Source organism: Dyella sp. OK584, from assembly GCF_057787755.1.
Genome location: NZ_CM173542.1, coordinates 4,281,130 through 4,299,254, shown reverse-complemented (window position 1 = coordinate 4,299,254; position 18,125 = coordinate 4,281,130). Strand labels below are relative to the sequence as shown.

Here is an 18,125-nt window from a genome sequence, read left to right as displayed (position 1 = left end):
GCCACGTACTGGTGTGATCCCGCAGGGCGATCATCCATCAGTAGGCGGGTTGCCAATGGGGACGGGCGCTGCCGAACAACGCCAGGCCGCGGCTGGTGAGCCAACGGTCGCCGACGCCAACCAGCTCATCGCCGGCGTACAGCAACGGGCAGGCGAGACGCCGCCACGGCGGCATCGCGCTTTGCTGGAACAAATCGCGCAGCTCGCGCGTGTGTGCATCGCCAACGGGACGGATGTGTTCGCCGCCCCGACGCAGACGTACCGTCACGGGTTCCGTCAGTCGACCCGGCGGATCGAGCAGCAGGCTTCCGCCATCTGGCAAGGCGAGCGGTTCACCCTGCCAGGAAGCACTCCACTGGGGATCAATGGCGGGCTGCGGCGGCAGCGCCCAGAGCCGGCCCTTCCACACATGAAGTTCGGCGCCGGCCCAGCGAATGCAGGGCAATTGGCCGTCGCGTGCCCCGCACTGCCGCTCGATCTGCTCGCGCTGGGCGGTGGTAGGGGCGGGCAGCCCGCGCGCATGCAGCCAGTCGTCGAGCAGGGGGTGGCGCAGGGCCGGCGGCAACGCCAGCCAGCCGGCGGCATCGAGGCTGCCGGTGGTCACGTCCAGCAGTTCGGCTTGCCGGGAACGCCATTGCTGTTCCAGCGCCTGCGTAGCGGAACGGTTCAATCGTGCGCTGTGCACGATCGAATCCACGGCCTGCGGCCAATGCTGGTTCAGTCGCGGCAGGATCTCGTGCCGAAGGAAATTTCGCGACAGCCGGCTATCGGCATTCGATGGATCATCGATGCAGGGCAGCTCATGTTCGACCACGTGGCGGCGCAATACCTCGCGAGGAACGTCCAGCAATGGCCGCCATAGCATGCCCTTGCCCAACGGCCGCATTTCCCGCATGCCACCCAGGCCTTCCGGCCCGGAGCCGCGCAGCAGCTTGAGCAACACCGTTTCTGCCTGGTCGTCTCGATGGTGGCCAAGCAACAGGTGCTCGCCATCTTGCAGCGACAAGGCAAAAGCGCGATAGCGCGCCTCGCGTGCCGCCGCTTCCAGTCCGTAGCCGCGTGCGTGATCCACCTCCACCCGCAGCACCAGGCACGGTACGCCCCATTCCTGCGCGAGCTGTCGGCAATGCGCTGCCCATGCATGACTGTCTGCATGCAAGCCGTGATCGACATGCAGCGCACGCAGCCCGCGCGCATGCGCTTCGGGCAACCGGGTCAGCGCATGCAGCAGGGCGGTGGAATCCGGGCCACCGCTGTAGGCGACGCACAGCGCGCCCTGTGGCTGTTCGCGCAATGCGCGCTGCAGTATCTCGGCGAGCTTACTCACGGGCCGGCGATTTCTTGGTTTTGTTGCGCACGTAGATGACTTTCGGCCGCCCATCGCCAGGACTGCGCCGATCGATCTCGAACAGCGTGGTGGCGGCAATCAATTCACTGAGCTTGTTGTAGCCGTAGCTGCGCGCATCAAAGTCGGGTCGCTGCTTGGTGATGATGGAACCCACGCCGCCCAGTGCGGCCCAGCCATCGTCGTCGGAAGCCGCTTCCACGGCATTGCGCAGCAGATTGACCAGGCTGGAATCCTGCTTGAGCTGCGCGGCAGTGCTTGGCTTGAGCGGCTGTTCCTCATCCGGCTTGGCGACCAGAATGTCGGTGTAGATGAACTTGTCGCAGGCCGCGACGAACGGGTCGGGCGTCTTGCGTTCGCCGAAGCCGTAAACGATCAGGCCCGACTCGCGGATGCGCGCGGCCAGTCGCGTGAAGTCGCTGTCGCTGGAAACGATGCAGAAACCGTCGAAGCGCCCCGCATAGAGCAAGTCCATCGCATCGATGATCATGGCCGAATCGGTGGCGTTCTTGCCGCTGGTGTAGCCAAACTGCTGGATGGGCTGGATGGACTGCGTGAGCAGTTGTTCCTTCCAGCCTTTCAGGTGCGTGCTCGTCCAGTCGCCATAGGCGCGCTTGACGTGCGCCGTGCCGTACTTGGCGACTTCGGCGAGCAATGCTTCGGCGATCGCTGGCTGTGCGTTGTCGGCATCGATGAGGACGGCGAGCTTGGTAGCGTGTTCGTGGGCCATGGGCGCGACTTCCGAGCGGCGTTGTGCCGATGGTAGCGCGTGGGTGTGACCGGGCGGTGAGGCGGCGCGGGCCGCGCACAGGGTGCGCTCCTGCAGGAGAGCACCCCGCGAGGATTATTCGATATACGCGCCGTAACCGCGAAGACGCTTGTAACGCAGCTCGAGCAGATCCTTCAGCGGCAGCGCTTCCAGCTCGTCGAGCTGGTTGAGCAGCACAGCCTTCAGGCGCACTGCCATTGAATGCGGGTTGCGATGAGCGCCGCCCAACGGCTCGCGCACCATCTTGTCGATCAGGCCCAGCTCCAGCAGGCGCGGCGCGGTGAGACCGAGAGCCTCCGCAGCGTCCTTGGCCTTGTCAGCACTCTTCCACAGGATCGACGCACAGCCTTCCGGCGAGATCACCGAATAGGTCGAGTACTGCAACATCACCGTGCGATCGCCCACGCCGATAGCCAACGCGCCGCCGGAGCCGCCTTCGCCGATCACGGTGCAGACAATGGGCGTCCTGAGGTCGGCCATTTCCAGCAAGTTGCGGGCAATCGCCTCGCTCTGGCCGCGTTCTTCGGCACCGACGCCGGGATAGGCGCCCGGGGTGTCGATCAGGGTGAGGAGTGGCAGGCCGAAGCGCTCGGCCATCTTCATCAGGCGCAGCGCCTTGCGGTAACCCTCGGGGCGCGGCATGCCGAAGTTGCGGCGCACCTTGCCCTTGGTATCGCGTGCCTTCTGGTGGCCGATGATCATCACCGAACGGCCATTGATACGGCCAAGGCCACCCACGATGGCGGCGTCGTCCGCATAGGCGCGGTCACCGGCCAGCTCATGGAACTCGTCGCAAATCACGCTGATGTAGTCCAGCGTGTACGGACGGCCCGGGTGGCGCGACAGCTTGGTGATCTGCCAGGGCGTGAGGTTGCGGAAGATTTCGTTGGTCTTGAGCTTGAGCTTCTCGCGCAGGCGACCGACCTCTTCGTCGATGTTGAACGCCTGCCCATGGCTGGCGTGGCGAAGTTCTTCAATCTTCGCGTCCAGTTCGGCGATCGGTTGTTCGAAATCGAGGAAGTTGGGGTTCATTCGGTGCTATTCGTGACGCGGAAGCGGGGCAGTATACCGGTCCGCGAAAAATCGCGGAAACGGAAGCGTATGGGTACCCTTCACCGCCGGAATGACGATGAGGGGCCGCCCGTGTTCAATCGCCGCGCGGGCGATCGTCGGTCTTGACGATGCGCAGCTTGGCCGCTTCCACCCCCGGTACCGCGCGAATGGCGCGCAGCAGCTCGGGAATAGCATCCACCCGCCATTCCTCGCCCAGCTCCAAGTCGGCTTGGGCGGTCTGGTTGTGGTATCCGTACAAGACCACGCTGGCGCGGCCGCCGCGATAGCCGGCCAGGGCGCGGCGCAGGTCCTCGATGAAGTTGGGGCCTACTCCGTTCAGTTTTAAACGCAGCAGGCGCGCGAAGCGGCGGCAACCGTCGCCCAGGGTGTAGGCGCTGCGGGCGCGCAGGGCGAAGCCGCCGCCGGAGAAGTCGTCGATGCGCAGGCCGCCTTCGACCACCAGCATTTCGTCGCGCGTGAGCAGTGGTGCGACCTGCTGGTACAGCTCACCGAAGAAGCTCACTTCAATGATGCCGGTGCCGTCTTCCAGCCGCACAAAGGCGTCGCTGTCGCCGCGTTTGCGGATGGCGGTGACCATGCCGGCAACCGTCCACGGAGTGTCCGGGCCGCGGCGGAAGCGGTTGTTGTCGCCGTCGTCGTTCTTGCGCGGCTTGGGCGGCTGGTAGCGATCGGCGATCTCACCCAGCGGGCAGGTGGATAGCTGGGCCAGCTCGTCCTTCCACGGATCGGTGGGATGACCCGAGAGGTAATGACCGAGCGTGTCGCGCTCGCCCTGTAGCGTCTGTTCGAGCGGCCACGGGGGCACGGTGGGTAGGTCTACCTGCACGACCGGAGCGATGCTGCCCATCATGGCGCCGAACATGTCGTTCTGGCCCGACTGCTTGTCGCGCAGGTGCTGCTCGGCGACCTTCATCGCGTTCGGCAGTTGCGCCATAAGGCTTGCGCGATTGGGCGCCAGCGCGTCGAGTGCGCCGGACAGAATCAGTGCTTCAAGCACGCGACGATTGAGCTTGGTGGAGTCGACACGGCGACAGAAGTCAGCCAGGTCGGTGTACGAACCGCCGCGCTTGCGCTCGTCGGCAATCGCCTCGCATGCGCCTTGACCCGCACCCTTGATCGCGCCGAGGCCGTAACGGATGACCTTCGGCTCCATCGCGACGAACATGTACTCCGATGCGTTCACGTCCGGTGGCAGCACCTTCAGTCCGATCGCCTTCGACTCGTCGATGAAGGTCACCGCCTTGTCGGTGTTGTCCATGTCCGACGAAATCGTCGCGGCCATGAACTCGGCAGGGTAGTGCGCCTTCAGCCATGCGGTCTGGTAGGAGACCAGCGCGTAGGCAGCGGCGTGCGACTTGTTGAAGCCGTAGCCGGCGAACTTCTCCATCAGGTCGAAGATGGAATCGGCCTTGTCGCCGGTGAGTCCGTCCTTGGCGGCGCCTTCGCGGAACTTGGCGCGCTCCTTCGCCATTTCCTCGAGTTTCTTCTTGCCCATTGCGCGGCGCAGCAGGTCGGCGCCGCCGAGCGAGTAACCGCCCACGATCTGCGCCATCTGCATCACCTGCTCCTGATAGACCATGATGCCGTAGGTCTCTTTCAGGATCGGCTCGACGCGCGGATCGGGGTACTCCACTTCCTCGCGGCCATGCTTACGCGCCACGAAGCTGGGGATCAGGTCCATCGGGCCGGGGCGATACAGCGCCACCAGCGCAATGATGTCCTCGAAACGGTCGGGTTTTGCGTCCTTGAGCATGCGCTGCATGCCCGAGGATTCGAGCTGGAACACCGCCACCGTCTGCGCTTTCTTGAGCAGATCGTAGGTAGCTGTATCGGTGAGCGGCAGCGCAGTGATGTCGAGCGGCTCTTCGCCATTCGCAACGCGACGCGAATTGATGGCCTTCACTGCCCAATCGATGATGGTGAGCGTGCGCAGGCCAAGAAAGTCGAACTTCACCAGGCCGACCGCTTCCACGTCGTCTTTGTCGTACTGGGTCACCACGCCGCCGCCGCCCGGTTCGCAGTACAGCGGGGCGAAGTCGGTCAGCGGAGTGGGCGCAATCACCACGCCACCGGCGTGCTTGCCGGCGTTGCGGGTGAGGCTCTCGAGCTTGAGCGCGAGGTCGATCAGCGTGCGCGCTTCCTCGTCCTGCTCATACAGCTCGCAGAATTCCTTGACGATGCGATCGGGTTCTTTCTTCGCTTTCTCGGAACGACCGAGCGCACACGACAGCGTGAGGTCGAGCGGGCGCGCAGGAATCAGCTTCGCGATACGGTCGACCTGGTTGTAGCCCATGCCGAGCACGCGGCCGGAGTCGCGCAGCACGGCCTTCGCCGCCATCGAACCGTAGGTGATGATCTGGCTGACGTGGTCGCGGCCGTATTTGCGCGCGACGTAGTCGATCACCTCATCACGGCGATCCATGCAGAAGTCGATGTCGAAGTCGGGCATCGACACGCGTTCGGGGTTGAGGAAGCGCTCGAACAGCAACTCGAACTGCAGCGGGTCGAGATCGGTGATCTTCAACACCCACGCCACCAGCGAGCCTGCGCCCGAACCGCGGCCTGGACCGACCGGAATGCCGTTCTGCTTACCCCAGTTGATGAAGTCCGCCACGATCAGGAAGTAGCCGGGGAAGCCCATCTTGATGATGACGTCCAGCTCGCGTTCCAGTCGCGCTTCGTAGTCGGCCAGCGTGCGGCCGGCGGCCAGCGGCGCGACAACAAGACGTTCCCTCAGGCCTTCACGCGAGATCTCGCGGATGTAGCTGGCCAGGTCGTGGCCTTCCGGCACCGGGAAGTCGGGCAGGTAGTAGGTGCCGAAGATCAGTTCCAGCGTGCAGCGCTTGGCTAGCTCGATGGTGTTTTCGAGCGCTTCGGGGATGTCGGCGAACAGCGCCTCCATCTCATCGGGCGACTTCAGGTACTGCTGGTCGCTGTAGTCGCGCGGGCGCTTCGGATCGGCCAGCACGCGGCCCTGGTTGATGCACACGCGCGCTTCGTGTGCTTCGAAATCGTCCTGCTTGAGGAAGCGCGCGTCGTTGCTGGCGATGACCGGCAGGTTCATTTCAGCGGCCAGCGCCAAGGCGGCGGCGTTCCAGTTTTCCTCGCCTTCGCGACCGGTGCGGGTCAGCTCCAAATACAGGCGGTCAGCCATTTGCGTGGCGAACCGGCGAAGTCGTGCCGCGGCGGCGTCCACGCCCTGATTGACGGCGATACGGCCGGCTTCACTCTCGCGACCCATCAGGGCGATCAGGCCGTGCGTCGCTTCGGGCGTGAGCCAGGCGGCATCGACCATCGCGCGGCCACTTTGCTGACCGTCGCGCCAGGCACGCGAGACCAGCCGCGACAGGTTGAGATAGCCCTCGTGGTTCTGGCACACAAGAGTGAGACGCCAGGGGCGCGGATCATCCGGTGCGCTGATCCACAGGTCGCATCCACCAATCGGCTTGATGCCGGCGGCGCTGCAGGCCTTGTAGAACTTCACCAGCGCGAACATGTTGGTGTCGTCCGTCAGCGCCACCGCCGGCACACCCATGCGCACGCAGGCCTCGACCAGACCCTTGATGCGGATGGTCGAGTCGACCAGCGAGTATTCGCTGTGCAGATGGAGGTGAGCGAAGCGAACGGACATGGCGCACGCGCAGGTATGGAGACTCAGACTAACGGTGGGGGCCGGGTCGGGCAAGAATTGACATCGCCGTTAGCGCCATCATTGGGGCGCGATCAGGCTTGCGGCGGCGCAGCGGTTGTCGCGGGCACGGATGGAGTGGCCCCGGAAGAGGAGACTGGCGCGGCCAGCAGATCGTTGATCTCGCCGAGGATGTCGTCGAGCATGTCTTCGCCATAGCCCACATGGACATAAGCGACGCGCCCGTCTCGGCCGATCAACACCATGTAGGGAAGGCCGTTGACACCGTACGGTTTGGAGATGTGGTTGTCGCCGGGCTCGTAGGTGAGGATCACGTCCAGATCCTTCCATCGACGCCGGATCTTGGTGAAGGTATCGAGATCGTCGGCATGATTGACGCCCACGACCTGCAGTTGCTCCTGGCCGGTTTTCTTCTGGATGGCGGCCAGAATCGGCAGCTCCTTGAGACAGTAGCCGCACCAGGACGCCCAGAAGGTCACGATCACCACCTTGCCTCGCAACCCGCTTACACGGACTTCGTTGCCGTTGCGGTCGTGACCGAGAAAGTCGGGTGGCAAGTCGCCCTGGCCCGGTTTGGCGTGGACTGCCGATGCGATCGTCAGCGCCAGCAAAATCAGCGTACGTTTGAATAGACGTTTCATGGTGGTCCCCCTTGAGCGGCAGGTTAGCGCGAACGACAGCAGATGCGAGCGCGGCGGAGCGGCCATGGAAAATAAGCTTCTGGCGGTTGCGGGCAAACGCCTGGGCTGGCATGGTCCGGAGCTTTATCCGCTCTGGATGGCGGCCGCTTCGTGCCGCCTGGGACCTACTCCATGTCGTTGATCCGCTCGCTGTTCACCGTCAAACCCATCGAGGCGTCGCTTTCCGCCAGCGATAACCTGCGCCGTACGCTGGGCCTCAAGGACCTGATCGTGCTGGGCGTGGGTGCGGTGATCGGTGCGGGCATCTTCGTCATCACGGGTCAGGCTGCTGCGGAACACGCCGGCCCTGCGTTAACGATCTCCTTCGTGCTGGCGGGCCTTGCAGCGGCCCTGGCTGCGCTCAGCTACGCGGAGTTCGCCGCGATGCTGCCGGTATCGGGCAGCGCCTATGTGTATGCCTATGCCACTTTCGGCGAGCTGCTGGCGTGGTTCATTGGATGGAACGTGGTGGCCGAGTATCTGCTTGCCGTCTCGTCGGTGGCGGTGGGTTGGTCGGGTTACGGTGTGGGCTTGCTGCACAGCATGGGTATCGATGTGCCTGCAGTGCTGGCGAATGCGCCGCTGAATTTCCGCGACGGGCATTTCGTGACAACCGGCGCCTGGTTGAACCTGCCGGCCCTGCTGGTGGTAGCGGCGATCACGGCGCTGCTCTATGCCGGTACACGGAAGTCCACGTTGTTCGCCAGTTTCGTGGTGGTGCTGAAGGTGCTGGTGGTAATCCTGTTCGTCGTGTTCGGCTTGCAGTACATCGACACTTCGTTGTGGCATCCCTATGTGCCGCCGAGCCAAGGCGGAGACCACTACGGCTGGGCCGGTGTGTTCCGTGCGGCCACCAGTGTGTTCTATGCCTATATCGGTTTTGATGCTGTAGCGACCGCGGCGCAGGAAACCCGCAACCCGCAACAGAACGTGCCAGCCGGCATCCTCATTTCGCTGGCGATCTGCACGGTGCTCTACATCATCGTGGCGGCCGTGCTCACAGGTCTTGTGCCCTATCAGCAGCTGGCGACTGCCGAGCCGGTGGCGACGGCGCTGGCGGCGCACCCCTCACTCGCCTGGCTGAAGCTGTTGACTCAGGTAGGCGCGGTAGCGGGGCTTACCTCGGTGATTCTGGTCATGCATATGGGACTAGCGCGCATTCTCTACACCATGGCTGGCGATGGTCTGCTGCCACGCGCATTCGGCGCGGTGCACGCGCGCTTTCGCACGCCCCATCGCACCACCTTGCTGGTAGGTATCGTGGGTGGCGTGCTGGCGGCGGTGTTTCCGTTGAGTCTGCTGGGCGACCTGCTGTCGATGGGCACGTTGCTGGCCTTCTCGACCGTGTGCATCGGCGTGCTGGTGCTGCGGCGCACGCGCCCGGATCTTCCGCGCGGCTTCCGTGTGCCAGCCGCACCGGCGGTGTGTTCGCTTGGCGTGCTGGTGTGCCTGTTCTTGCTGGCGCAGATGAACCTGGCCAACTGGTTGTTGCTCGCCGGGTGGACCACGCTGGGCATGCTGATCTACATCGGCTACGGCTACCAGCATAGTCAGCTGCGCGCACGCGGCTGACATCTCCCTCCGCGACGACGGCACGCGGCAACCGTGCCGTCGTCGTCCGCGCTCTCACTCACCCTGAGATGTGAAAGCGCCCATCTCCGGTCGAATTATCGATGTAGTGGTCCAGACTGCTTACCGACAGCGGGTGGCGGTCGTAGTCGACATGCTGGTATTCGGCGTCGACGATGGTGGCTAGCTCCTCGGGGGTAAGGAGCTGCGTCGGCGCTGCGATCTGGTCGTTGTCTGGAAGTGCGTTGTTGCGCGGGCGGTTGGGAAGCGTCATGACACGACTCCTGCGGTCAAATACACGCGTTTGCGTTTCAAGGCCGCATGGCTGGGGGGACCACGCGGGTCTACCTATGCGTCCATGCCTTGATGAAGTGCACCGCGCCGCGGAATCTGGCGTAACGGTTGGTTGGCGTGGGCTCTGCTCTGCAGGCGGCCCGGCAACTTCGCTTCCTGTATCCCTTGGGATGCAGCAATGGCAGAAAAGGTTGTCTCGACGAAAAACCGGTGTGACGAATACGGAGAGAACGGTATGGGCCGTTGGCTCCTGACTTTGCCGGCACCCCGTCGCAGGTCACGGCCTTCCGGAAGTCGAATGTATTCTAACTCCGTTGCACGCAGGTGACGAGGGCCATTGGGCATGCTCCGGCGCCTCGCATTTGGCCTTCTTGATGCTTGAGCGGAAGTCGCAGCGGCTTGGATATAGACGTCCAATCACCCGGCGGAATCAGAACAACACACCCTGATCAACCAGCAACTTCACCGGGGCGAAGCTGCGCCGGTGATGGGGGCAGGGACCCAGCCGCTTGAGAGCTTCAAGGTGGGCGGGCGTGCCATAGCCCTTGTGTTCGGCGAAGCCATAGCCGGGATATTCGCTATCGAGTGTCACCATCAAGCGATCGCGGCTGACTTTGGCGAGGATCGATGCCGCGCTGATCGCAGGCTCAAGCGCATCGCCGCCCACGATGGCGCGGCCGGCGCAAGGCAGTTCGCGCGGCAACGCATTGCCGTCGATCCATGCTTCATGCGCGGCCGGGCTCAGTCCACCCAGCGCGCGGCACATGCCGGTCATGGTGGCCTGGAAGATGTTGATGCGATCGATCTCGTCCGGCATCACCATCACCACGCAATGCGCCAGCGCGTTTTCGATGATCTGCGGATAGAGCGCCTCGCGCCTGGCCTCGCTGAGCTTCTTGGAATCGTTCAAGCCATTGATGGGACGAGCAGGGTCGAGAATGACAGCGGCGACGGCGACAGGGCCAGCCAGCGGCCCGCGACCCGCTTCATCGACGCCGGCGATGAGCCTGACGACCGCTTTCATCATCGCGGCGGGAGCGCAAAGCGTGCTTGCCCTGGTTTTCGCGCTAGGCATGACCGGCCTCCACCAGTTCCGCCACGGCGTCAGCCGCCAGGTCGCCTGCGTGGCCTTCGAGGTCACCGCGCAGCGCCAGGTGCAATTGCTCAAACGCTGCAACGATCGCGCCGCGCCGCTCGCTGTCGTGGAACAGTGCCAGTGTCGCATCGGCGAGCTTGTTCACGGTGAAGTCGTCCTGCATCAGCTCGGGAACAAGTACCACGTCGTCGCCCATGCCACCGGCGCGTGCCAGGATGTTGGGTAACGAATAGACGTCCGTCTTAAGCATGTTGAGCGCACGCGCAATGCGGTAGCTCACCGGCGAGACGCGATAGCCCACCACCATCGGTCGCTTGGCCAGCATGGCTTCGAGCGCCGCGGTGCCGGACGCAAGCATCACGACATCGGCGGCGAGCATGGCTTCATGGGCGTGACCGTTGAACAGCACCGGCGCCGTATCGTTTGTCGCATCGCCGAGCATGGCCTTGAGGCTGGCGTACACACGCTCATTGGCTGCGGGAACGATGATACGCAAGCCGGGCAGGTTCGCGGCAACCTGGCGCGCGGCATCGAGGAAGATGCTGCCCAGCTGTTTGATTTCCGACGCACGGCTGCCCGGCAGCACGGCGAGCACGGGTACGTTCTGCGGCAGTTGCAGGAAGTCGCGTGCGCCAGTGCGATCCGATACCAGCGCAAAACGGTCCGCCAGCGGGTGGCCGACGAAGCGCGCATCGATACCGTGTCTGGCATAGATGGCCGGTTCCATTGGAAACAGGCACAGGACACGATCGGCACTGCGACCTATCTTCTCGGCGCGCTTTTCGCGCCATGCCCATACCGACGGGCTTACGTAATGCACCGTGCGGATGCCGGCCTCGCGCAGGCGTTTTTCCACGCCGAGGTTGAAGTCCGGTGCATCGATACCAACCACCACTGCAGGCCGTGCGGCGATCAGGCGCGCGACGAGTTCCTTGCGCAGCCGCAACAGCCGCGGTAGGTGCGACACCACCTCGGCGAAGCCGAACAGCGAAAGCTCCTTGATGTCGTACCAGGACTCGAAGCCCACGGCCTGCATACGGGCGCCGCCAATGCCGACGAAGCGCGCATCGGGATAGCGACGGCGAAGCGAGGTGATGAGATCGGCACCGAGCTGATCGCCGGAGTCTTCTCCGGCAATCAGTGCGATGAGTAGTGGCTGCGTGGTCGATTCGCCTGAAGACATGGCGCTAACGACTGCCGCCAGAGCCAGCGCGAGTGCTTGATGGGCGGATATGAGCCGAGCTCATATCAGCGCGCCAACGATCGCTCGCTGCGATCAATGAATTCCAGCATGGCACGCACATCCTCGCTGTCCGAGGCCTGCAGGCTTAGCTGCTCGCGCGCATCAGCGAGCGTGAGGCCCGCCATGTACAGTGTGCGATAGGCGCGCTTGATCGCGGAGATGCGCGCGGTATCGAAGCCGCGGCGCTTGAGGCCTTCGCTGTTGATGCCACGCGGGCGTCCGCGCTGCTCGTTGGCCATCGTCACGAATGGAGGCACGTCCGAACCCAGCAGGCAACCCATGCCGATGAAGGCATGCGCACCGATCTTGCAAAACTGGTGTGCGCCGGAAAAGCCCGCCATCACCACCCAGTCGCCAACTTCCACATGTCCCGCCAGCGCGGAGTAGTTGGAGAACACCGTGTTGTTGCCGATCTGGCAGTCATGTGCCACATGCACATACGCAAGCAGCCAGTTGTCGTTGCCGATGTGGGTGGCGCCGCCGCCATCACCCGTGCCGCGATTGATGGTGACAAACTCACGGATCTGGTTGCGGTCGCCGATGATCAGCTCGGTGCGCTCGCCGGTAAATTTCTTGTCCTGCGGCGCGCCGCCCAGCGAGGCGAACTGGCTGATGCGATTGTCGCGGCCGATGCGCGTAGGGCCTTCGATCACCACGTGCGGGCCAACCACCGTGCTTTCGCCGATCTGCACGTCCGCACCGATCACGCTAAACGCACCGATACTGACGTTGTCGCCGATAACGGCGGAGGGATCGATCTGCGCGGTGGGATGAATCATTTCTCGGACCTCGCAGCGCACATGAGTTCGCAGCTCGCCACTTCCTTGCCGTCGACCAAGGTGCGCGCCTCGAACAGGCCCATGCTGCGCAGCAGGCGCTTGAGCGTGACTTCCAGGCGCAGTTGGTCGCCTGGCACCACAGGTGCGCTGAAGCGTGCGTTGTCCACCTTGGCCAGGTAGAACAGCGGGCTACCGGTGTTGCCCTTGAGGCGGCTGGAGATCTGCGTGAGCAGGCCGGCAGCCTGTGCCATGGCTTCCACGAGCAGTACGCCCGGCATGACCGGGTGGCCAGGGAAATGGCCCTGGAAGAACGGCTCGTTGATGGTCACGTTCTTCAGTGCCACCACGCTCTTGTCCGGCACCAGCTCGATCACGCGGTCGACCAGCAGGAAAGGATAGCGATGCGGCAGCAGTTGCTGGATATGTTCCACAGTTACCGGAAGATGGAAGGGCACGGTGAGGTCACTCATTGTTGCTGTCCTTCTCCAACGCCGAAATCCGGCGCACGTATTCGTCGAGATGCTTGAAACGGGCGGCGTTGCGTCGCCATTGGCGATTTTCCTGCAACGGAACGCCCGAGGAATATTCACCGGGTTCGCGTATGGAATGCGTGACCAGGCTCTTGGCGGTAATGGTAACTCGGTCGGCCACTTCCAGATGGCCCAACACGCCGGCATTGCCGCCGATCATGCAGTAACGTCCGATTTTGGCGCTGCCGGCGACCGCGGCGCAGCCAGCCAGGGCCGTGTGCGCACCGATATAAACGTTGTGCGCGATCTGGATCTGGTTGTCCAATCGCACGTCTTCTTCCAGCACGGTGTCATCGAGCGCGCCGCGGTCGATGGTGGTGTTGGCGCCGATTTCGCAATCGTCGCCAATGCGGACGCCGCCGAGTTGCGGCAGCTTGATCCAGTGATCGCGATCGAAGGCGAGGCCAAAACCGTCCGAACCGATGACCGCGCCCGGGTGGACCAGCACGCGCTTGCCGAGCGTGACGCGAATGACCAAGGTGACGCGCGCCACCAGGCGACACTGCGCACCCACCGTGCATTCCGGACCGATGATGCAGTGCGGGCCCAGCACTGCGCCATCTGCCACCACTGCGCCGTCGTCTATCACGCAACCGGGACCGATGCTGGCAGTCGGCGCCACGCGCGCGCCAGCAGCGACTACCGCTGTGGGATGGATACCTTGCGGTGCGGCTGGCAGGCGCTCAAACAGCGCCGCGATCTTCGCGTAAGCCACATAGGGATCACGCGCCACTAGTGCGGGCACGGGACTGTCAACGACATTTTCCTCGCGCAACACCACGACGCCTGCGCGGGTATCGGTTAGCTGCGAGGCGTACTTGCTGTTGGAAAGGAAGCTCAGCTGGCTGGGGCCGGCGCCGGCAAGGGTGCCTACGCCGTCGATGACACGGCCACCATCGCCATGGAAGGCGAGGCCAAACCTTTCGGCAAGTTCAGACACCGTAGTCTGGAAAACACTCATGCTCAGGCTCCCTGCAATCGCGCCATTGTAGGGGTTTGGCCCCATTGGGCGCATGAAAAAAAGAAGGCGCGGCATGGCCGCGCCTTTTTTTGTCCGACCCTTCAGGCCACTTATGCCATCAGAACTGGCTGCCGAAGGTGAACTGGATGCGCTCCTCGTAGTGACCGTCATCCTGCTTGGTGCGAATCGGCACCGCGAAGTTGATGATCAGTGGACCGATCGGCGCCTGCCAGTGCAGCGAGATACCAGTCGAGGCGCGCAGGTCGCTGGCCTTGAAGCTCTGGTAGTCCTGGTACACGTTGCCGATGTCGACGAACCACGACACGCGCGCGGTGTTGATGTCCTTGAGGAACGGCAGCGGCAGGTACAGCTCGGCCGTGCCAAGCACCTTGAACGCGCCGCCCAACGGCTGCGCATAGCTGTACACACTGCCGGTACAAGTGCCGTTGGAGTTCGGCTGGATCGGCTTGCCAGTAGTGTCCACGCCCGTACAAACGCGAGGACCCAGTGTGTTGTCCTGGAAGCCACGTACGTCGCGCACACCGCCGGAGTAGTAGTTCTCCCAGAACGGGAAGGTGATCGGGTCCCCGGCCTTGTAGGTGGTGCCACCGTTGTAGTCGAAAGTCTGGCCATAGGCCTTGCCGTAGCCCACCTGGCCATCGACGTACAGCACGAAGCCCTTGCCGATCGGCCAGTAATGGTTGGCCTCACCAAAGATCTTGTAGTACTGCACGGTGGAGCCAGGCAGTGCGATGTCGGTCGACAACGAGACCAGACCGCCGCGGGTGGGCGCCCAGTAGCCGTTGCGGGTGTCGTGGGTCCAGCCCAGCGTGGCATCCCAGGTATGGATGGTCTGGTGGCCCAGCGCGTTCTGGTAGTCGATCAGCACCTGTGGCGAATAGTTCGCCGTCTGGATGACGCCGTTGGTGTCGATGTACTGGTAGCTGAGGTTGATCTTGTTGCTGCTGATGCCCAGGCCGGTGCGGACGTTGTCCGTTTCGGAAATCGGGAAGCTCAGGAAGGTCGAGAACGACTTCAGGCTGCTTTCGTAGTTGACGAAGTCACTGTTGGTGTCGCCGTAGTTGCTCTTGGTGTAACCGGCGTTGTAACCGATACCCACGCCGCTGTCGGTGAGATACGGGTTGAAGTAGCTCGCGTTGATGGCGGTGGAGTAGTCGCTACGCGACGCGCCCACAGTGAAGCTGTCACCGGTGCCGAGGAAGTTGTTCTGCGACACGGACGCGGACAGGATGATGCCCGAGTACTGCGAGTAACCCACGCCGAACATCAAGCTGCCGGCGGACTGCTCTTCCACCTTCACGGTCAGGTCGACCTGGTCCTCGGTGCCGGGCACCAAGGCTTTGTCGATGTTGACGGTCTTGAAGTAACCCAGGCGCTGCAGACGAATCTTGGAGCGGTCGATCGCTGGCTGCGAGAACCAGCTGCCTTCCAGCTGGCGCATTTCGCGGCGCATCACGTCGTCTTCGGTACGGGTGTTGCCCTGGAAGTTCACGCGGCGCACGTACACGCGCTTGCCCGGCTCGATGTAGAGCGTGAGGTCGACGGTACGCTTGTCCTTGTCCAGCTTCGGCACGGGCGTCACCTTGGCGAACGCGTAGCCGATGCTGGCCAGGATGCTCTTGATCGAGTTGGTGCTGGCTTCGATTGCCTTGCGATTGAAGGTGTCGCCCTTCTTCAGGAACACCAGCTGCTTGAGCGACTCCTCGGGGAGGATCAGCTCACCGAGCAGATGCACATCGGAAATGGTGTAGATGTCGCCTTCCTTGACGCTGGCGGCGATGTACATGGAGCGCTTGTCTGGTGCGATCGCCACCTGCGTGGAGTCCACACCGAAGTCGGCGTAACCGCGGTCCATGTAGTAGGACTGCAGCTTCTCCAGGTCGCCGGACAACTTCTCGCGCGAGTACTGGTCGTCCTTGGAGTACCAGGACAGCCAGTTCGACGTATCCGACTCGAAACCCTTGCGGATTTCCTTGTCGGTAAACGCCTTGTTGCCGACGATATTGATTTCGTTGATCTTGGCGACCTTGCCTTCGCGGATCTCGATGTCGATGGCCACGCGATTGCGATCGAGGTTGGCCACGTGCGGATCGACCGACACGTTGTACTTGCCACGGTTGTAGTACTGGCGCACCAGCTCCTGCTGCACGCGGTCGAGCGACAGGCGGTCGAAGGTTTCGCCTTCGGACAGGCCAATCTCCTTCAGGCCCTTGCGCAGATCGTCTTCCTTGATGTCCTTGTTGCCGCGCAGCGTCAGCTTGGCGATGGACGGACGCTCGATCACCTTGACGACGAGGATGTCGCCCTCGCGATCAATTTCGACGTCGCTGAAGAACTTGGTTTGATACAGGGCGCGAATGGCGCGCTGGGCGCCATCGTTGGTCAGGTGGTCGCCCTTGTTGATGGGCAGGTAGTTCAACACCGTACCGGTGGAGATACGGCTGAGGCCATCGATACGAATATCGGAAACGACAAACGGCTCGAAAGCGAGGGCGTTGGCGGTCAGGGAGGCAAGCAAGATCAGGGCGGCGATACGCTTCATCGTCGATTCCGTTAGTTTTTATTTCGATGAGGCGGCGTCAGCCGCCCCGATCAATGCGTGAAGCCAGGACGAGCCCAGCCTTGAAAGGGTGCTTGCATCTTCCCCAGATGCATCGGGTAAACCATCGCCATGTTCCAGCGGCGCGCGTTGCTGCCCGCGCCATGGATACGCCATACCCCCGGACACCATGCGACTTTCGGCAAAGTCGGCACGCGTCACGAAGGAAGGAAGCGATGGATGTCGTTGTAGAAAGCCAACCCCATTAACGTGAACAGCAGAACCAGGCCGACATACTGACCGGCCATCATCACGCGCTCACTGACAGGGCTGCCCTTGACCAACTCAATAAGGTAATACAGCAGGTAACCCCCGTCCAAGACGGGGATGGGCATCAGGTTGAGAATCGCCAGGCTGAGCGAGACCATGGCCAGGAAGCTGAGGAACCAACCCGCGCCCATATTCGCCGAGGCGTTGGCTACCTGGGCGATGCCGATGACGCCTGACAAGTTCTTGGTGGATGCCTGACCGGTCAACATCTTGCCGATCATGTTGAAGGTGGTGGCGGCGCTGTTCCAGGTGGTCTGCAGTGAGGCCGTCACGGCCTTGAACGGGCCATAACGCAGCACGGCTGTCTCGCGCTCCAGCGGTGAAACGCCAATCACCCAGTTGGTGGGCTGGCCTTCCAGCGATTCCATGCGCGCGGTGATCGACAGCGGCAGGGTCTTTCCGTCGCGCTCAACGACCACATTCAGATGGGGCGACTTGGCCGCCTCAGCGGGAATTAGGTGCTGGAAATCCTCATAGCTGGTCACGGACTGGCCATTGATGGACAGCACCCGATCGCCGCCGTGCATGCCCGCTTCAGCCGCCGCCTTGCCGACGAGCACTGTGGCGGCGACGGGCGGGAGTGGCGCGAGCTTCAGGCCTAGCTGGTCGAAGTACTGGCCAATGTCCTCGCCAGCGGATAGCTGGTTGAGCGGCAGTATCAGCTTGCGTTCGGCGCCATCGGTGCCGCGAACCTGCAGCGACAGCGGGTCGCGACCAAGCATGGCATTGGCCACGGCATCCATGGAGTCGCTCCAGGTCGCCACCGGATTGCCATCAATGGCCAGAATGCGGTCACCTGAGCGGATACCAGCTTCGGACGCCATGCTCTGCGGAGCGGCAGCGACCACGGGGGCCACGTCCGGCTTGCCCACCATGAACATCAGCCAGAACGCAAACAACGTGAAGATGAGATTGAAGCCGGGGCCCGCCGCCACGATGGCGATGCGCTGCCACACCGGCTTGCCGGTGAATTCCTGGCCAGCCAGTGCGGGGTCGACCTCGCCTTCGCGGGCGTCGAGCATCTTCACGTAGCCGCCCAGAGGAATCATGGCGACCTGATATTCGGTGCCGTCCTTGCCGATGCGCTTCCAGATGGCCTTGCCGAAGCCCACGGAGAATCGCAGCACCTTGACGCCGCAGCGCCGTGCTACCCAGTAGTGGCCGAATTCGTGAAAGGTGACCAGCACGCCAAGCGTGACAAGTAACCAGAACACTGAGCCAAAGAGAGGATTCATCTGTGAGAGCT

The 18,125-nt window shown here is 63.2% G+C and carries 14 protein-coding genes; 1 reads left to right on the top strand and 13 read right to left on the bottom strand.

What is annotated here, in order from left to right; genetic code table 11:
- Positions 1-37: 37 nt before the first annotated feature.
- From tilS to AC3CBN_RS19365, 5 genes are all read right to left on the bottom strand, one after another.
- Entirely contained in the window at positions 38-1,327 is a 1,290-nt protein-coding gene (gene tilS / locus AC3CBN_RS19385; protein WP_488634623.1) for a tRNA lysidine(34) synthetase TilS, read from the bottom strand.
- A complete protein-coding gene (locus AC3CBN_RS19380; RefSeq protein WP_488634622.1) occupies positions 1,320-2,075 on the bottom strand; it encodes an NYN domain-containing protein in 756 nt (251 codons plus the stop codon). The genes tilS and AC3CBN_RS19380 overlap by 8 nt, the downstream gene beginning before the upstream one ends.
- Before the next feature lie 114 nt (positions 2,076-2,189).
- Entirely contained in the window at positions 2,190-3,146 is a 957-nt protein-coding gene (locus tag AC3CBN_RS19375) for an acetyl-CoA carboxylase carboxyltransferase subunit alpha (RefSeq protein ID WP_488634621.1), read from the bottom strand.
- A 115-nt stretch (positions 3,147-3,261) separates the two neighbouring features.
- On the bottom strand, positions 3,262-6,819 hold the full coding sequence (gene dnaE / locus AC3CBN_RS19370) for a DNA polymerase III subunit alpha (protein ID WP_488634620.1): 3,558 nt from the start codon (positions 6,817-6,819) through the stop codon (positions 3,262-3,264).
- A gap of 92 nt (positions 6,820-6,911) precedes the next feature.
- A complete protein-coding gene (locus AC3CBN_RS19365; RefSeq protein ID WP_488634619.1) occupies positions 6,912-7,478 on the bottom strand; it encodes a TlpA family protein disulfide reductase in 567 nt (188 codons plus the stop codon).
- A 171-nt stretch (positions 7,479-7,649) separates the two neighbouring features.
- On the opposite strand from AC3CBN_RS19365, the gene AC3CBN_RS19360 reads away from it, so the two are divergent.
- The gene (locus AC3CBN_RS19360) at positions 7,650-9,089 is read left to right on the top strand and encodes an amino acid permease (protein ID WP_488634618.1); all 1,440 of its coding nucleotides are present in this window, start codon (positions 7,650-7,652) and stop codon (positions 9,087-9,089) included.
- A 58-nt stretch (positions 9,090-9,147) separates the two neighbouring features.
- On the opposite strand, the gene AC3CBN_RS19355 is transcribed toward AC3CBN_RS19360, so the two are convergent.
- From AC3CBN_RS19355 to rseP, 8 genes are all read right to left on the bottom strand, one after another.
- On the bottom strand, positions 9,148-9,360 hold the full coding sequence (locus AC3CBN_RS19355) for a hypothetical protein (protein ID WP_488634617.1): 213 nt from the start codon (positions 9,358-9,360) through the stop codon (positions 9,148-9,150).
- Between the two features lie 450 nt (positions 9,361-9,810).
- Entirely contained in the window at positions 9,811-10,407 is a 597-nt protein-coding gene (rnhB, locus tag AC3CBN_RS19350) for a ribonuclease HII (RefSeq protein ID WP_488636772.1), read from the bottom strand.
- 40 nt (positions 10,408-10,447) lie between these two features.
- A complete protein-coding gene (gene lpxB, locus AC3CBN_RS19345; protein ID WP_488634616.1) occupies positions 10,448-11,659 on the bottom strand; it encodes a lipid-A-disaccharide synthase in 1,212 nt (403 codons plus the stop codon).
- A gap of 65 nt (positions 11,660-11,724) precedes the next feature.
- A complete protein-coding gene (gene lpxA / locus AC3CBN_RS19340; protein WP_488634615.1) occupies positions 11,725-12,498 on the bottom strand; it encodes an acyl-ACP--UDP-N-acetylglucosamine O-acyltransferase in 774 nt (257 codons plus the stop codon).
- The gene (fabZ, locus tag AC3CBN_RS19335; RefSeq protein WP_488634614.1) at positions 12,495-12,968 is read right to left on the bottom strand and encodes a 3-hydroxyacyl-ACP dehydratase FabZ; all 474 of its coding nucleotides are present in this window, start codon (positions 12,966-12,968) and stop codon (positions 12,495-12,497) included. The genes lpxA and fabZ overlap by 4 nt, the downstream gene beginning before the upstream one ends.
- Positions 12,961-13,989, bottom strand: a complete 1,029-nt coding sequence (gene lpxD, locus AC3CBN_RS19330; protein ID WP_488634613.1) for a UDP-3-O-(3-hydroxymyristoyl)glucosamine N-acyltransferase — start codon at positions 13,987-13,989, stop codon at positions 12,961-12,963. The genes fabZ and lpxD overlap by 8 nt, the downstream gene beginning before the upstream one ends.
- A gap of 118 nt (positions 13,990-14,107) precedes the next feature.
- A complete protein-coding gene (gene bamA, locus AC3CBN_RS19325; protein ID WP_488634612.1) occupies positions 14,108-16,552 on the bottom strand; it encodes an outer membrane protein assembly factor BamA in 2,445 nt (814 codons plus the stop codon).
- Between the two features lie 215 nt (positions 16,553-16,767).
- A complete protein-coding gene (gene rseP / locus AC3CBN_RS19320) occupies positions 16,768-18,114 on the bottom strand; it encodes an RIP metalloprotease RseP (RefSeq protein ID WP_488634611.1) in 1,347 nt (448 codons plus the stop codon).
- Positions 18,115-18,125 lie beyond the last annotated feature (11 nt).

Bases quoted from the DNA above. Each gene is read 5' to 3' on its own strand.
- rnhB (WP_488636772.1), bottom strand. From the start codon at position 10,407: ATGATGAAAGCGGTCGTCAGGCTCATCGCCGGCGTCGATGAAGCGGGT.
- AC3CBN_RS19355 (WP_488634617.1), bottom strand. From the start codon at position 9,360: ATGACGCTTCCCAACCGCCCGCGCAACAACGCACTTCCAGACAACGAC.
- AC3CBN_RS19365 (WP_488634619.1), bottom strand. From the start codon at position 7,478: ATGAAACGTCTATTCAAACGTACGCTGATTTTGCTGGCGCTGACGATC.
- dnaE (WP_488634620.1), bottom strand. From the start codon at position 6,819: ATGTCCGTTCGCTTCGCTCACCTCCATCTGCACAGCGAATACTCGCTG.
- bamA (WP_488634612.1), bottom strand. From the start codon at position 16,552: ATGAAGCGTATCGCCGCCCTGATCTTGCTTGCCTCCCTGACCGCCAAC.
- lpxA (WP_488634615.1), bottom strand. From the start codon at position 12,498: ATGATTCATCCCACCGCGCAGATCGATCCCTCCGCCGTTATCGGCGAC.
- AC3CBN_RS19375 (WP_488634621.1), bottom strand. From the start codon at position 3,146: ATGAACCCCAACTTCCTCGATTTCGAACAACCGATCGCCGAACTGGAC.
- AC3CBN_RS19360 (WP_488634618.1), top strand. From the start codon at position 7,650: ATGTCGTTGATCCGCTCGCTGTTCACCGTCAAACCCATCGAGGCGTCG.
- lpxD (WP_488634613.1), bottom strand. From the start codon at position 13,989: ATGAGTGTTTTCCAGACTACGGTGTCTGAACTTGCCGAAAGGTTTGGC.
- rseP (WP_488634611.1), bottom strand. From the start codon at position 18,114: ATGAATCCTCTCTTTGGCTCAGTGTTCTGGTTACTTGTCACGCTTGGC.
- fabZ (WP_488634614.1), bottom strand. From the start codon at position 12,968: ATGAGTGACCTCACCGTGCCCTTCCATCTTCCGGTAACTGTGGAACAT.
- lpxB (WP_488634616.1), bottom strand. From the start codon at position 11,659: ATGTCTTCAGGCGAATCGACCACGCAGCCACTACTCATCGCACTGATT.
- AC3CBN_RS19380 (WP_488634622.1), bottom strand. From the start codon at position 2,075: ATGGCCCACGAACACGCTACCAAGCTCGCCGTCCTCATCGATGCCGAC.